Genomic DNA, 15,585 nt, shown 5'->3' with positions numbered 1-15,585 from the left:
ATTAAATAGTTAATTGCCTCTTTTATTTTTTATTTATTCCTTAATTTTAACCCTTTATGTTTAAAAATGTTCTTTTTTAAAAATATGATTCGATTTTACTCTCTTTTCACAATATTACTTTTTCTTTTTTCTTTGCAGATTACCGCTCAGAAAAGAGAAATTTCAGGGCCTGTTTATATCGATTCAGCCCAGGCAATTCCTGTATCTGCAATTTCAAAGCGACAATTAATAGCTCCCTCAACAGAATTTAAAGTGGTAAACCCCAGAAACAGGGGAATTAATAAAGTGGTTCCGGGAAAAGGATTGCCTAAAACCAGGGATGCCGCACTTCAGGAAAAAATGGGAGAAGTCCCTGGAAAAGCACCAATTTTTTCATTTGATGCAGTTACTTCCCGTTCAACACCTACCGATCCTACAGGGGCTGCGGGTCCCAATCATTATGTAAACGGATGGAACTCCGCTTTTTCCATTTTCGATAAAAGCGGAAACAGGATCGTGCCACCAGCATCTTTATCAAGTATTGGCGGTGAATTTACTAATGAAAACCTGGGAGATCCCATTGTTTTATATGATGAATTTGCAGACAGATTTTTGATCATGCAGTTCAGCGATACTCCTTCGGAAAGAGGTTTTTTGGTGGCCGTATCTCAAGGGCCGGACCCCGTAAATGATGGTTGGTACACGTATAGATTTCTTACAAATAATGTCCTACCTGATTATCCCAAAATTTCAGTTTGGAGTGATGGGTATTATGTGACCACTAATAAAAATTCCAATTCCGCAAGTACTAGTCAGGTAGTTTACGTACTTGAAAGAGACAGGATGCTAATAGGGGAAACCGCCGGGTTACTGGCATTTCCCTTGCCAGGTATAAATACGAATGGTTTTTACAGTCCTGCAGGTTTTCATGCCATGGGTGGGGAAATGCCTCCTTTGGGAAATTCTCCAATAATTTACCTTCAGGATGATGCCTGGGCCGGGGTTTCAGAAGATCACCTAAAGATTTGGAACATCAATGTAAACTGGAATTCATTGGCAAATTCAACTATACAGGAATCTCAGGAATTGGGCGCTGCAAGTGGAGTTTCCCCATTTATTGCCACTTTTGACGGAGGTGCTTTTTCCAATCTTGCTCAACCAAATCAGGCTCCGGATATAGACGTTTTGCAGGCTACAATGATGTATATGACCCAGTACAGGAGGTTTTCAAACCATAATTCTGTAGTGATGAATTTTGTTGTGGATGTAAATCCAACTGCCGCAGAACATGCCGGAATTCGATGGTATGAACTTAGACAAGACAGGAATGGAGGAACATGGAGCGTATTCCAGGAAGGAACCTATGCCCCGGACAAAAGCGATAGATTTAGCGGAAGTATTGGAATGGATAGAGAAGGTAATATTGGCCTGGGATATACCGTTCTAGATGACAGTCCTGTAAAACCTGTATTTCCTTCAATAAGGTTTACAGGAAGATATGCCAACGACCCCCTGGGAGAAATGACACTTGTGGAAGCCAGCATCGTTGAAGGTCTTAGCCCGAATCCCAACACCCGGTATGGAGATTATGCCCATTTAACGCTGGATCCTGCAGATGGTATTACCTTTTGGCACAACGGAGAATATTTTGATGGTTTAGACAGGAAAAACAGAGTGGGCGTTTTTCAACTCGCTCCCGATTTTAATAATGATGTTGGAATTATCGCAATCCCAAGTCCTAAAGATGCTACGCTTTCCAACTCTGAAGCAATAACAGTTACAATTCGAAATTTTGGAAGAAATACCCAATTCAATATTCCTGTAAGTTACATCATTAACGGAGGTCAAGCCGTGAACGAAGTATTTGAAGGAAGTTTACCTGGAACAAGCTCTGTAGATTATACATTTTCTACTACAGCAAATTTGGGAACCGTAGGCCAGACTTATGAGGTTACTGCTTCCACAAATTTAGCCGGCGATGAAAGGGAGGATAATGATGAATTTTCAGGAACAATTAGAAACCTTTTTCCCAATGATGTTGGTGTAACCTCCATAGATGCACCTTCCACTGGTTTGGAATTAACTTCTTCCGAAGAAATAACGGTTACCATAGAAAATTTTGGGGGAGAAGCACAAACAAACATTCCCGTTTCTTACCGAATCGAGAATAATAGAAGTGTGAATGAAACTTTTTCAGGTACTCTTCCGGTAGGAGAAAATGTGACTTATACCTTTTCTCAAACAGCCAATCTTTCTGCTTTTGGTCGTTATAACATAGCTGCTGAAACTAATTTAAACGGTGACAGTCAACCTCTAAATGATGGCGTAAAGAAATCGGTAGCAAATTTAAACTGTATTCCTGAAGGATCCGATTGTACAAGTTTTGGAGATGGGATATTTTCTTTTGAACTGGAAGGTATTCTCAATGAAAGAATAGCGTGTACTTCTGGCTACGGAGATTTTATTGGTTCTTCAACAGATCTGGACAGATCAAATAGAACTTTTACCGTAAGGGTAAAAACTTTATTTGATTCTCCGGAAGGAAATGAACAATTTTCTATGTGGATAGATTTAAATGATAATGGAGTTTTTGACGATGAAGAACGATTTATTTCCAGCCAGGTTATCCCCTCGGCTAATACCTGGCATGAGTATGAATTCACGCTTCCTGCTGATGCAGCTCTGGGACTTCATTTGCTTAGGATAAGGGCAGGGGATGTCTCTTTTGACGGAGATCTTAATAATCCCTGTAGTGTTATGGATTATGGAACAACACACGATTATAGTGTGCGGGTAACAGACAGTTCGATAAGCTTAGATGACTTTCTTTTAAATGAAGCAAATCTTGTGATTTCAGATCAGGGAAATGGTATTTTTCGGGTATTCCTGGAGACAGAATTTGATGAAACCCTGCGGGTCACAATTCATAATTTATTAGGACAGAAATTGCTGGAAAATAAAGTTGAAAGCAACGGCCAGGGATATTTGTATGAATTTGATATGTCCTATGCCGCCACCGGGGTTTATTTGCTGAGAATTGGAACCAGGGAAGTTGGGATTGTAAAACGCTTTATCGTAAAATAGCAGCAGCGCGAACTAGCAGGTTTCCTTAGGCGAAAATAACCGCTTAAAAAACAATTCAAATTATATAAATCACACACGATTCCTTATTTTTGGAAAAAATATTTCATGAAAATTATCTCCTACAATGTCAACGGAATAAGGGCTGCATTAAGAAAAGGTTTTATCGATTGGTTAATAAGTGCAGATCCCGATATTCTTTGCCTGCAGGAAATAAAGGCAAATCCAGATCAATTTGATGCCAAACCCTTCGAGGACGCCGGTTATAAATACAACTACTGGTATCCCGCACAAAAAAAAGGCTATAGTGGAGTTGCAATCTTAAGCAAGCATGAACCCCTGAATGTAACATATGGAACAGGGATAGAATACATGGATTTTGAAGGCAGGAACCTGAGAATGGATTTTGAAGCATTTTCGGTAATGAGTCTGTACCTTCCTTCAGGAACAAATATTAAGCGGTTAGAACATAAGTTCCAGTTCATGGCCGATTTTCAGAAATATATAGACGATTTAAAACTTCAAATCCCAAATTTGATCATTTCGGGGGATTATAATATTTGCCATCAGGCCATCGATATTCACGATCCTGTTCGGCTTAAAAACACTTCCGGATTTCTGCCGGAAGAACGAGCGTGGATAGAAGATTTTATGAATAGCGGATTTATAGATTCTTTCAGGCATTTAAATAAAGAATCAGATAATTATTCCTGGTGGAGTTATCGTGCCAATGCGCGCGAAAACAATAAAGGTTGGCGTATAGATTACAATTTAATCTCGGAACCTTTAAAAGAAAAACTTAAACGTGCCGTTATCTTACCAGAGGCGAAGCATAGTGATCATTGTCCCGTTTTAATTGAAATCCATTAGAGAATTATGAAAATGTCTAAAATATTATTTTTCACAGTTATTTTTTCAAGCTTACTGGTCTCTTCCTGTGTGTCTTCCAAAGTACATAAGGACCTGCAATCCGGGTATGATAATCTTCAGTCTAAAAACCAGAAGCTTTCTGAAGATCTTAAACAAACAAAAACATCAGGTGCGAAGGAACTTGCAACTCTTCAGGCTGAAAAAGATAAATTAACTTCAGAAAGAGATCAATTGCAATTGGATTTGGAGCGCACTTCCGGCAGGTATGAAAGCCTGAAGGATTCCTATGATGCATTGGAGGCCAACAGTTCATCGGTTCTTGCAGAAAACTCCAGACAAAACAGGGAACTTTTGGCAGAACTGGACCTAAAAGAGAAAACCCTGGCGACAGAGCAGGCAAGATTAGAAAAACTTCAAAAGGATCTAACCGGCCGAATAAACAGAATTAATGAACTTGAAGGCCTTATAGCAGCGAAAGATGCCAAAATGAATGCATTAAAAACAGCAGTTTCAAATGCACTTACAAATTTTGAAGGAAAAGGTCTCACGGTAGAGCAGCGGGATGGGAAAGTCTATGTTTCCATGGAAAATAAACTCTTGTTCAGTTCCGGGAGCTGGGCTGTGAATTCTGAAGGTAGAAAGGCGGTTCAGCAATTAGGAACTGTACTTGCCCAAAATCCCGATATCGCAGTTTTAATTGAAGGACATACAGACAATGTCCCTTATGGCGGTACGGGACAATTAAATGACAACTGGGATCTTTCTACAAAAAGGGCAACTTCCATCGTTCAGATACTTCAGGAAAACAAGGGCATAGATCAACAAAATTTAACTGCTGCGGGACGTGGGGAATTTGCTCCTATAGCCGAAAATTCAACCGCAGAAGGTAAAGCCAAAAACCGCAGAATAGAAGTGATCCTAACTCCAAAACTGGATGAAATAAGCCAAATGTTAAATGAAATGGAGGAGTAAATTTTTCTATCACAATTATAGAAAAATGGATTCAACAAATTCCTGTTGATGAAAACCCGTTTAATAATATTTTAAATGAAATACACCAATTTACCGGGCACAGCTATTAAAGTAAGTAAAGTATGTTTGGGATCCATGACCTGGGGTCAGCAAAACAGCGAAGCAGATGGCCATAGGCAGCTGGATTATGCTCTTGAAAGAGGCGTTAATTTTATAGATACTGCAGAGATGTACTCAACTCCCGCGCGAAAGGAAACCCAGGGCAACACTGAAAAAATTATAGGTTCCTGGCTTAAAAATACCGGGAACAGGGAAAAAGTGGTGTTGGCCTCAAAGATTGCAGGACCGGGAAAGGCGGTTGCTCATATTCGTCCAAATCTTGGCTTCAGCAAGGCTGCTCTTACCGAGGCAATTGACGCCAATTTGAATAGACTCCAGACAGATTATATAGACCTGTACCAATTGCACTGGCCGGAAAGGAATACCAACTTTTTTGGCAAAAGAGGATACGTGGTTGATGAAGAAGAAAAATGGAAAGACAATTTTAAACAGATTTTATTGGATTTAGATGGTTTTATCAAATCCGGGAAAATCCGGGAAATAGGATTATCCAATGAAACCCCTTATGGAGTTATGCGCTGTGTTGAAGAAGCCAGAAATGGTGCTCCCAGGATACGTACGGTACAAAACCCTTACAGCCTCTTGAACAGAAAGGATGAAATTGGGTTAACCGAAATATTTCATCGTGAAAATATTGGGTTACTCCCATATTCCCCATTAGGAATGGGAACTTTAACCGGTAAATATTTAAAAGATGCCCCGGTAAATTCGAGATTGACATTATTTCCTCAGTACAACAGATATTCAAATCCCCAGGCAGTGGAAGCTACTACAAGGTATGTGGCACTCGCAAAAAAATATGAAATAACTCCGATCCAGCTGGCACTGGGTTTTATAGATAGGCAGCCGTTTGTTACAAGTACTATAATTGGGGCAACCACTTTGGATCAGCTTTCAGAAAATATCGATGCTTTTGAAGTGGAACTTTCCGAAGAAATTTTAAAGGAAATAAATGAAATTCATGAAGCAATCCCAGACCCGGCGCCTTAAGGAACTATAATCGGGCAACAAGGTTTTCGTGAATTAAAGCAGCAGTTTATTCAAATAAAAAGTGCACCACATCTTCAATCCTGGCGACTCTTTGAATTTTTATCTGGTAATTATTCTTGGGTAGTTTGGTTTGTTTGGAGATCATGATTGTTGCAAAACCCAGTTTTTCAGCCTCGAGAATTCGTTGTTCCACCCTGGGAACAGGTCTTATTTCTCCGGCCAAACCTACTTCTGCCGCAAAACAAATATCCTTTTCAATGTAAACATCTTCATTGGATGATAGAATGGCAGCTATAACAGCCAAATCTATTGCGGGATCATCTACAGAAATACCACCGGTAACATTCAAAAATACATCTTTTGCTCCCAGGCGAAATCCTGCGCGTTTTTCAAGCACGGCAAGCAGCATATTAAGTCGTTTTGCATTATAACCCGTTGTAGAGCGTTGGGGAGTGCCATAAACGGCCGAACTCACCAAAGCCTGGATCTCTATCATTAAAGGCCGCATGCCTTCCATAGTAGAAGCGATGGCAGTTCCGCTCAAGCCTTCATCATTCTTGGAGATCAATATTTCTGATGGGTTGGACACTTCGCGCAATCCGCTGCCCAACATTTCGTAAATTCCTAGCTCATGAGTGGAGCCAAATCTATTTTTATGTGCTCTCAGGATCCTGTAAACGTGATTGCGATCTCCTTCAAACTGCAACACGGTATCTACCATATGTTCCAAAACTTTTGGCCCGGCTATACTTCCTTCCTTCGTAATGTGACCTATGAGGATAACGGGAACTCCCGTTTCTTTGGCGTATTTAATTAGCTCTGTGGTACATTCCCTGATTTGCGAAATGCTTCCTGCAGAACTTTCAATATAATCACTGTGTAGGGTTTGAATGGAATCTATGATGACAATCTCCGGCTGAAGCGTTTCTATTTGTTTAAAGATATTCTGGGTTTTGGTTTCCGTAAGTATATAACAATTGGCCGGATTTGGATTTATACGCTCTGCCCGCATCTTTATTTGCTGTTCGCTTTCCTCTCCGGAAACATACAAAGTTTTTTGTTTTAGATTTAAAGAGATTTGCAATAACAACGTGCTTTTTCCAATTCCAGGTTCGCCTCCAAGAAGGGTGAGCGAGCCGGGAACAAGTCCACCCCCCAAAACCCTGTCGAGTTCCAGGTTGTTGGTATTTAGCCTGGATTCAGTAGAAACCTGAATATCGGCTATTTTGGTGGGTTTTGGGGTTCTTTTAACCGCTCGCACTAAGGGTGTTTTCCAATCTTTTTGATCGGGTTTTTGAATAACTTCTTCTACAAGGGTGTTCCATTCTTTACAGGTAGAGCATTGGCCTTGCCATTTTGAATGTTGTCCACCACAATTCTGACAATAGAAGACAGTTGTTGGTTTAGCCATATTTTTTCTGAATGTTTTTTTTGATTTTTAATTCCCACGGAGGGTTCCATTCCGTGATGTATGTCCGTTTCCTGCAAGGTATTGATTAGGATCTTAATAGTTAAAATCTTTCTTGATCTGATCTGCTTTGTTCAACATAAAATCCACCGTTAAAAAAGAGATGGGGTCCTGTCCATAGGCCTTTTGATAGCTTCGCATGGCCCTTTTTGGATTGCCCATTTCCTCATCGTACCGGGCATCAAAATAGGTGCCCAGCATCGTGTTTGGGTAATGATCATTGGCTAATTTTGCAAGATCTTTTAACTCGTCCCATTTCCTTGTTTTCTCCATCGCATTATACACCGCCATAAAATCATTCAGCCTTATTTGTTTATCGATACCGAAGAGGTTTTGAATGGTTTCATACTTTTCTACCAAATAAGTATAGGAGGAAACAGAAGTTTGAAGCAGGATACTGTTATAATCCTGAATTGAAATAGGTCTATATGCCTTAAATATTTGCTCTATAGCTTTTGGAATTGCATTCCCTACCAGCGTATAATGTGTTGCATCCTGAAAATTATCAAAGTTATATTGCAGGTTTTTGTTATTGATATTTTTCAACTGGGAATCAAACTTTAGAATTGGCTCTTTTAAAGCTGAAATATCTTCAGAAGATGTTGCCAGGTAATACCAGATTGGTTCGGTTGTTTTTTCAAGGGATGCCGTAATACGATTTGCCATTTCCGGTGCAAGATCGGGGCTAAGATTGATGTAGCCACGGAATAATGGTTTCTCTTTTAATAGGTAATAGTTGATGAAATTTGAAGTGAAATCATGTCCCACAATTACGCGGAAGGAGCCTGTTCTATAGTTTGAATCCAGAAACGGCATCAATTCCATCCCTATAAATTCAAAAAATGCAGCTCCGGTATCGGAGGGTAAAAAGGTGTTTTCATCATAATAAGCGTCAGATTCCCGGGTAGCAGATTGGTTGATCCCTACAACGATCATTTCCGGGATATCTTCCCAGTAAGAATAATAATCTATGTTTCCGGCAACTGGTTCAAATAGATAATCGCCATCAAGCACTATGATTACAGGATAGGATTTTTCTTTGTTTTGCTCATAATTTCGCGGAAGCTGAATCTTTAGTTGCCGTTCCTTTCCCATTTTTGAGGAAGCGATTTCTTTATGGATAATTTGGGAAATTAAAAGGTTGGGCAGGGTTAAAAGTAACAGCAAAAGTAGTTTTTTGTGCATAGGTTAAGTTGTTGATTACTACACACAATGTAGTTATTATTTTTGACGGTTAAAAATTGGAAGAAAAAGGAAAGAAAACCCTCCTGCCAAAATCACAAGAAAAGTTTGGGTTCCCCAGGTAATCCAACCAAATGCTTCACCGGCTTCTTTGCTAATCCCAAATAGCATGAGACTCGCGCCAATGGCAATGGGATAAACACCAATTCCTCCATTGGTTGCCGAAATGGCAAAGGAGCCTACCACAAAGGCCATCATCACCACGCCAAAAGGCATTGCTGCGGTTTCAGGAACTGTAAATACAAGTACATAGAACATTAAAACATACATCACCCATATGAAGACGGTGTGAAAAATGAACGCTCCTTTATTCTTCATTTTTAAAATACTTCGCATTCCTTCCAGCAGGCCTTTAGCAAAAGCTTTAACTTTCAGGATTACTCCATGTTTGGATTTTCTAATTAGTTTCAGGATAAAAATCCCAACTGCCAAAAGCCCAAAAAGAATAGCGATTGTTAGAAAAGGGTTAATGTTGTTTTCCTCAAAATAAATCAGTAAATATTCTGTTTGCAGGATCATAGCAATACCAATAATGAGCATAAGCATAATGAAATCGGCAATTCTTTCAGAAATTATTGTTCCAAAAACTTTTTCAAAAGGTATTTTCTCATAGGTAGAGATAGTAACTCCCCTAAGAACTTCTCCGGACCTTGGAATTCCAAAATTTGCAAGGTAGGCTACCATAACCGCCATAAAACTATTTAGAAATTTGGGTTTGTATCCCATAGGTTCCAGCAGGAATTTCCACCGGTATGCACGGGAAATATGGGATAGCAGTCCTAACAACATAGAAAGAAGGATCCATCCGGGATGGGCCTGGGTAATATTTTCCCATAATTGTTCTCTTTCTGAAGGGGTAGAATTCTTTATGGAGTACCAAATTAAAAAAACTCCCAGAGTGAGTGGGAGTATGATTTTCAGTATTTTTTTTGTAGATCTTTTCAAAAATTAATTGAGGAGATTGGTTTCTTCATCAGGGAACACAAGGGATGGTTTAAAGACTTTGGCTTCTTCAAGGTCCATGATTGCATAGGTGATAAGGATAAGTACATCTCCTTTTGCCACTCTTCTGGCTGCGGCTCCGTTTAAAGTGATCTCACCAGAATTTCTGGGCCCCGGGATAGCGTATGTTTCAAGACGTTCCCCGTTATTATTGTTCACTATTTGTACTTTTTCCCCTTCAATAATGTTGGCGGCATCCATAAGATCCTGATCAATGGTAATACTCCCGATATAATTAAGATCGGCTCCGGTACATTTTACGCGGTGTATTTTAGATTTTACTACGTGAATTTGCATTTTTGAATTTTAATAATTTAAGGCAATATTGTCAATTAGCCGAACATCTCCGGCATAAGCGGCAATAAAAGCCCTGAATGTTGATTTTTGATCGTTATTATTTTCCGATCTCAGTGTTTTTGAATCGGCTATTTCAAAATATTCCAGGTTTAATTCTGCGTGGTTTTCAAATTCATTTTCCACCCAAAGTTTTATTTCATCGGCATTTTCTATGCCAAATTTCTCCTTTACTTTTAGCAATATCTGATAGATAAAAGCAGCTTCTTTCCTTAAATTAGCGCTTAGTCGGTCATTTCTTGAACTCCTTGCCAAGCCGGTATCTTCGCGATCTATAGGGCACCCAATCACATCGACACCCAGGTTTTCTTTTTCGTTTAATTTTCTAATGATCTGTAATTGCTGAAAGTCTTTTTCCCCAAAAAATGCTTTATTGGGTACAACGATTTCAAAAAGCCTTTTTACTACTGTACCAACTCCGTTAAAGTGTCCTGTCCTGTATTTTCCTTCCATTTCATGTTCAATTCCGCCAAAATCAAAATGCATTGCCTGGATCTCTTCTCCGTATAATTCTGCAGCATTTGGAGTAAAAAGAAGTAAATCCAGGTGTAAATCTTCCAGTAAGGCGATATCTGAATCTAAAGTTCGGGGATAGTTTTCCAGATCTTTGAGGTTGTCAAACTGGGTTGGATTTATAAAAATACTCACCACTACGGCATCACAAACTTCAGCGGCCTGCCTAACAAGGGAGAGGTGTCCCTGATGCAAAGCACCCATAGTAGGCACGAATCCAATCGTGTTTTTATTCAGCTTAAGGCGTGAAATCTCACGTTGTAAAAGGGCTTTTTCTCTAAATATCTGCATTTTATTATAAAATTAACAGCGTGCAAACTTAAGATATTACCGTCAAACTGCATAAAATTTTGTAATTTTGCATGTTTTTTATTCACAAAAGCAATACACCTATGAAATAAGCATAACGGAAACGCGACACAAAATCCAATGAAAATATGCGGATTAGGTATGACCATTAAAAAACAATAAATATCTACATATGAAAAAGAGCATAACGGAAATTCGATGCAAACACCGATGAAGATATGTGAATTACATATGACAATTAAAGAACAATAAGAATCTACATATGAAAGATAAGAGGATATTATACGTATCATCTGAAGTTATACCTTACCTGCCCGAAACCGATATATCATCTATGTCTTTTGATGCTGCCAGAATGGTAAATGGGCTGGGAGGCCAAATTAGAATATTCATGCCCCGTTACGGCAATATCAATGAAAGGAGGCACCAATTGCATGAAGTGATTCGCTTATCCGGGATGAATTTGGTGATTGACGATCTGGACATGCCCCTTATTATAAAGGTTGCTTCTATTCCCAAGGAAAGAATGCAGGTTTATTTTATTGATAATGAAGATTATTTTAAGAGAAAAGCAACCCTTACAGATGAAGATGGGAATATGTTTTCGGACAATGATGAACGGGCTATTTTCTTTGCAAAAGGGGTAATTGAAACCGTTAAGAAACTTAACTGGTCTCCAGATATCATCCACGTTCATGGATGGTTGTCTGCCTTGTTACCACTATACATCAGGAATTATTACGGGAAAGAGCCCTTGTTCTCTGAGGCTAAAATTGTGACCTCTGTATACAATCAAAGCTTTGATGGCACGTTAGATAAGAAGATGAATAAAAAGATTCTTTTTGATGGTTTGGAAGAAGAAGATGTGAAGCATCTTAAAAAGCCGGATTACGTAAATATTATGAAAACTGCTATCGACAATTCTGATGCCGCAATAATAGCGGGCGACAACATTCCTGAAGAATTAAAGAAATATTTAAGCAAACTGAACAAGCCTGTTTTGGATTATAAAAGTCCGGAGGAATTTTCTTCAGCGTATCAGGAATTTTACACTACTCAGGTTTTATCACAATAAGTAACTTATACCCAATGATTTTATTGAAAAGATTAGGCTTTATACCGGCTGTATTAATCACTCTTCTGGCATTTGTGTCCTGTGATGATGATTTTACTACAATTGGTGGAGAGCTTATAGGGGGTCAAATTGATTCCTTACCTTCCTACAGGGCGGGAATTATGGCTTATAGCAAGAATTTAGGCCCGGTTCAAACAAACGGTTTATCCGTAAATTTGCTTGGCGTTTATAAAGAGCCTGTTTATGGGCAACAAACAGCCAGTATACTCTCTCAAGTATCGCTTACAAGCAGTAATCCTACTTTTGGAAATGAACCAAGGTTGGACAGCGTTATTTTAACACTGCCTTACTTTAGTACAAGGTTAGAGCCAGATGAAGACGGAAATCCTGTTTTTAGGCTGGATTCTGTTTATGGTGATTCCCCGTTTAAATTAACGGTAAGCAGGTCCAATTTCTTTTTAAATGAATTTGACTCCGAAACCAATTTTGAGAACAGGCAAAAATATTATTCAAATCAAGGTCCTGCTTTTAAGGCTAGTTTGATTGGAGATCCTCTTTATGTAAATGAATCTTTTAAACCTTCAGACAAAGAATCCGTCTATTTTGAAAATGATCCAACTACCGAGGGAAATGAGATCGATACCATAAGAGTAAGTCCCAGGTTAAGGGTTTCTTTATCAACGCAATTCTTTAAAGAGAATATCATAGATAAGCAGGGTTCTTCAGAATTGTCCAATAATAATAACTTCAGGAATTATTTAAGAGGCTTGTATTTTGAAGCCGAACCGGTAGATGGTAGCGGCTCGATGATGTTGTTGAACTTAAGTGGAAATGAAGCAGGAATTGTTCTGTATTACACAGATTTTCAGGAAGTGGCAGATTCCATTATAGAAGTTCCCAGATCTTATAAACTTGAGCTGGGAGGGAATACAGTAAACACATTTTCCCAGGAACTACCGGCGCAAATAGCCAAGGAAATAGAAGAAACAAATGAAGAAACCGGTGCAGAAAATCTTTATTTGAAAGGTGGAGCCGGCAGCATGGCTGTAATAGACCTATTTGAGGATGAAGCTGAGCTGGAGGAGTTAAAGGCGAATAAATGGTTGATCAATGAGGCGAGTTTAACCTTTTATGTGAATCAGGACAAGGTTGAGGGTGGAAGTTCAGAGCCAGAGAGAATATATCTATACAACTTAGAGACTAATCGGCCACTGCTTGATTACAGTATAAATCAACCGGATGTTAGTTTTCCATTGAATTCACTTACGAGTCATTCCGGAAGATTGATCAGGGACGAAGATAAAAATGGAATAAGTTATAAGATCAGGATCACGGAACATGTCAAGCAAATCCTTAATGAGGATATCGAAAATGTAAAACTTGGCCTTGTGATAACTCAGAATATTAATTTATTGGCAAATTCAGCTTTAAAAAACCCTGTAAATGGTATTGACAGGGTGCCTTCAGCCTCGGTAATCACATCTAGGGGAACAGTGCTTCATGGGAATTTGGGAAGCGATCCGGGAAAAAGACTGAAATTTAATATTATTTATACCGAAACAAACAATTAGGATATGTGTGGAATTGTAGGATATATTGGATATAGAGATGCTTATCCAATAGTGTTAAAAGGATTGGAACGACTTGAATACAGAGGTTATGATAGCGCAGGAATTGCATTGTTCGATGGGGAGCAGCTAAACCTATGCAAAACGAAAGGCAAAGTTGCCGATCTTAAAGCGAAGTTTGAGAGCACTACCTCTACCAAAGGACAAGTAGGGATTGGGCATACCAGATGGGCAACTCACGGTGTTCCTAACGATGTAAATTCTCATCCCCATTATTCAAATTCAGGGAATTTGGTAATAATACATAACGGGATAATAGAAAATTTTGCAACTCTTAAAAAAGAACTTGTAAAAAGAGGCTATACTTTTCAGTCGGATACAGATACGGAAGTGCTGGTAAATCTGATAGAAGATGTCATGAAAAACGAAAAAGTGAAACTTGGGAAGGCGGTGCAAATAGCACTTAACCAAACCGTAGGAGCTTATGCAATCACTGTTTTTGATACCAGAAAACCTAATGAGCTTGTTGTTGCTCGTTTGGGGAGTCCCCTGGCAATTGGAATTGGTGAAAATGAATTTTTTATAGCCTCAGATGCTTCTCCGTTTATAGAATATACAAGCAATGCAATTTACCTGGAAGATGGGGAAATGGCCGTAGTACGACTTGGGAAAGAAATAAAGGTGAGAAAGATCCATGATGATTCCCTTGTAGATCCTTATATCCAGGAGTTGCAAATGAACCTGGAACAAATAGAAAAAGCCGGGTATGATCATTTTATGCTGAAAGAGATCTACGAACAACCAGATGCGATAACCGATACCTACCGCGGAAGAATGCTGGTAGATGAAGGGATTATAAGAATGGCAGGGGTAGACGATAATATGGCACGTATCGCCAATGCAAAAAGAATTATTATTGTTGCCTGCGGAACTTCGTGGCATGCCGGATTGGTTGCAGAATATATTTTTGAAGATTTGGCCCGGATCCCGGTGGAAGTAGAATATGCTTCTGAATTCCGGTACAGAAATCCAGTTATTTCTGAAAATGATGTGGTTATAGCGATTTCTCAAAGTGGGGAAACCGCAGATACTATGGCGGCGATAAAACTTGCCAAAGAGAAAGGAGCTTTTGTTTTTGGTGTATGTAATGTAGTTGGATCATCGATATCCAGAGAAGCTCACGCCGGTGCATATACGCATGCAGGCCCGGAGATTGGGGTAGCTTCTACCAAAGCTTTTACCACTCAAATCACTGTACTAACTTTAATGGCTTTAAAATTGGCCAAACATCGCGGTACAATATCCGATTCAACTTTTAGATTTCATTTGCAGGAATTGGAGAGAATTCCAGCCAAAATTTCTAAAGTGCTGGAAGAAAATGAACATATAAAAATAATTGCCGAAAAATATAAGAATTCACCTAATTGCCTTTATTTGGGAAGAGGATATAATTTTCCTGTGGCATTGGAAGGAGCTTTAAAACTTAAGGAAATTTCCTATATCCACGCAGAAGGTTACCCCGCAGCAGAAATGAAACATGGGCCTATTGCCTTAATCGATGAATCCATGCCAGTAGTTGTAATTGCTACCAGTAAGGGGCATTATGAAAAAGTGGTGAGTAATGTTCAGGAAATAAAGGCAAGGCAGGGACAAATTATTGGAATTGTCACAGAGGGAGATGAGGCAGTAAAGGAGCTGGCAGATTATGTCATCGAAATTCCTGAAACTATCGAGTCATTAACTCCGTTATTAACTACGATTCCGCTTCAACTTTTATCTTATCATATCGCTGTGATGTTGGGTAAAAATGTAGATCAGCCAAGAAATTTGGCGAAATCGGTTACAGTAGAATAATTTTTTAAAAGCTGGCAAGAAGGCTTCCTTTAAAAGATTTAATGCTGATGTTTTCCTCCTTGCATTTCAAAAAAGTATAAGTCAAAAAAGTTGTGCAAGAGCCTGTAGAATTTTATCAGGAAAAAACTATCTTTGCAGCCTGAAATAAAATTTTGACGAATTCTAATTTTATAAGTATTTGTCGAACA

General features: G+C 39.0%; 12 protein-coding genes. 7 read left to right on the top strand and 5 right to left on the bottom strand.

The window, feature by feature from the left end:
• Positions 1-84: 84 nt before the first annotated feature.
• The 4 genes from ACKGJN_RS02000 to ACKGJN_RS01985 all read left to right on the top strand — a co-directional run bounded on the left by ACKGJN_RS02000 (position 85) and on the right by ACKGJN_RS01985 (position 6,012).
• Positions 85-3,063, top strand: a complete 2,979-nt coding sequence (locus ACKGJN_RS02000) for a GEVED domain-containing protein (RefSeq protein WP_409537748.1) — start codon at positions 85-87, stop codon at positions 3,061-3,063.
• A gap of 105 nt (positions 3,064-3,168) precedes the next feature.
• Positions 3,169-3,930, top strand: coding sequence for an exodeoxyribonuclease III (locus ACKGJN_RS01995; protein ID WP_409537747.1), 762 nt, complete (start codon positions 3,169-3,171; stop codon positions 3,928-3,930).
• A 12-nt stretch (positions 3,931-3,942) separates the two neighbouring features.
• Positions 3,943-4,902, top strand: coding sequence for an OmpA/MotB family protein (locus tag ACKGJN_RS01990; RefSeq protein ID WP_409537745.1), 960 nt, complete (start codon positions 3,943-3,945; stop codon positions 4,900-4,902).
• Between the two features lie 75 nt (positions 4,903-4,977).
• Complete coding sequence (locus tag ACKGJN_RS01985) at positions 4,978-6,012, top strand: aldo/keto reductase (protein WP_409537744.1); 1,035 nt, start codon at positions 4,978-4,980, stop codon at positions 6,010-6,012.
• A 46-nt stretch (positions 6,013-6,058) separates the two neighbouring features.
• On the opposite strand, the gene radA is transcribed toward ACKGJN_RS01985, so the two are convergent.
• From radA to panC, 5 genes are all read right to left on the bottom strand, one after another.
• Complete coding sequence (gene radA / locus ACKGJN_RS01980) at positions 6,059-7,423, bottom strand: DNA repair protein RadA (protein WP_409537743.1); 1,365 nt, start codon at positions 7,421-7,423, stop codon at positions 6,059-6,061.
• 93 nt (positions 7,424-7,516) lie between these two features.
• Positions 7,517-8,665 carry an alpha/beta hydrolase gene (locus tag ACKGJN_RS01975; protein ID WP_409537742.1) on the bottom strand — a complete coding sequence of 383 codons (1,149 nt, stop codon included), beginning with the start codon at positions 8,663-8,665 and terminating at the stop codon, positions 7,517-7,519.
• 36 nt (positions 8,666-8,701) lie between these two features.
• Positions 8,702-9,667, bottom strand: coding sequence for a lysylphosphatidylglycerol synthase transmembrane domain-containing protein (locus tag ACKGJN_RS01970; protein WP_409537741.1), 966 nt, complete (start codon positions 9,665-9,667; stop codon positions 8,702-8,704).
• A 3-nt stretch (positions 9,668-9,670) separates the two neighbouring features.
• On the bottom strand, positions 9,671-10,021 hold the full coding sequence (gene panD / locus ACKGJN_RS01965; RefSeq protein WP_409537740.1) for an aspartate 1-decarboxylase: 351 nt from the start codon (positions 10,019-10,021) through the stop codon (positions 9,671-9,673).
• Positions 10,022-10,030: 9 nt separating this feature from the next.
• Positions 10,031-10,882: a pantoate--beta-alanine ligase gene (panC, locus tag ACKGJN_RS01960; RefSeq protein ID WP_409537739.1), complete on the bottom strand. Its 852-nt coding sequence runs from the start codon at positions 10,880-10,882 to the stop codon at positions 10,031-10,033.
• 280 nt (positions 10,883-11,162) lie between these two features.
• Here panC and ACKGJN_RS01955 point away from each other — a divergent pair, with 280 nt between their 5' ends.
• Genes ACKGJN_RS01955 through glmS form a run of 3 tightly spaced genes read left to right on the top strand, consistent with a single transcriptional unit; the run spans position 11,163 to position 15,397 of the window.
• Positions 11,163-11,975: a glycogen/starch synthase gene (locus ACKGJN_RS01955; RefSeq protein WP_409537738.1), complete on the top strand. Its 813-nt coding sequence runs from the start codon at positions 11,163-11,165 to the stop codon at positions 11,973-11,975.
• A 14-nt stretch (positions 11,976-11,989) separates the two neighbouring features.
• Positions 11,990-13,546 carry a DUF4270 domain-containing protein gene (locus tag ACKGJN_RS01950; RefSeq protein WP_409537737.1) on the top strand — a complete coding sequence of 519 codons (1,557 nt, stop codon included), beginning with the start codon at positions 11,990-11,992 and terminating at the stop codon, positions 13,544-13,546.
• Between the two features lie 3 nt (positions 13,547-13,549).
• Positions 13,550-15,397 carry a glutamine--fructose-6-phosphate transaminase (isomerizing) gene (gene glmS / locus ACKGJN_RS01945; protein WP_409537736.1) on the top strand — a complete coding sequence of 616 codons (1,848 nt, stop codon included), beginning with the start codon at positions 13,550-13,552 and terminating at the stop codon, positions 15,395-15,397.
• Positions 15,398-15,585: the final 188 nt, after the last annotated feature.

Source organism: Gillisia xinjiangensis, from assembly GCF_046298265.1.
In the GTDB taxonomy this organism is placed as follows: Bacteria; Bacteroidota; Bacteroidia; order Flavobacteriales; family Flavobacteriaceae; genus Gillisia; species Gillisia xinjiangensis.
This window is presented reverse-complemented; position numbering and strand designations above follow the sequence as displayed.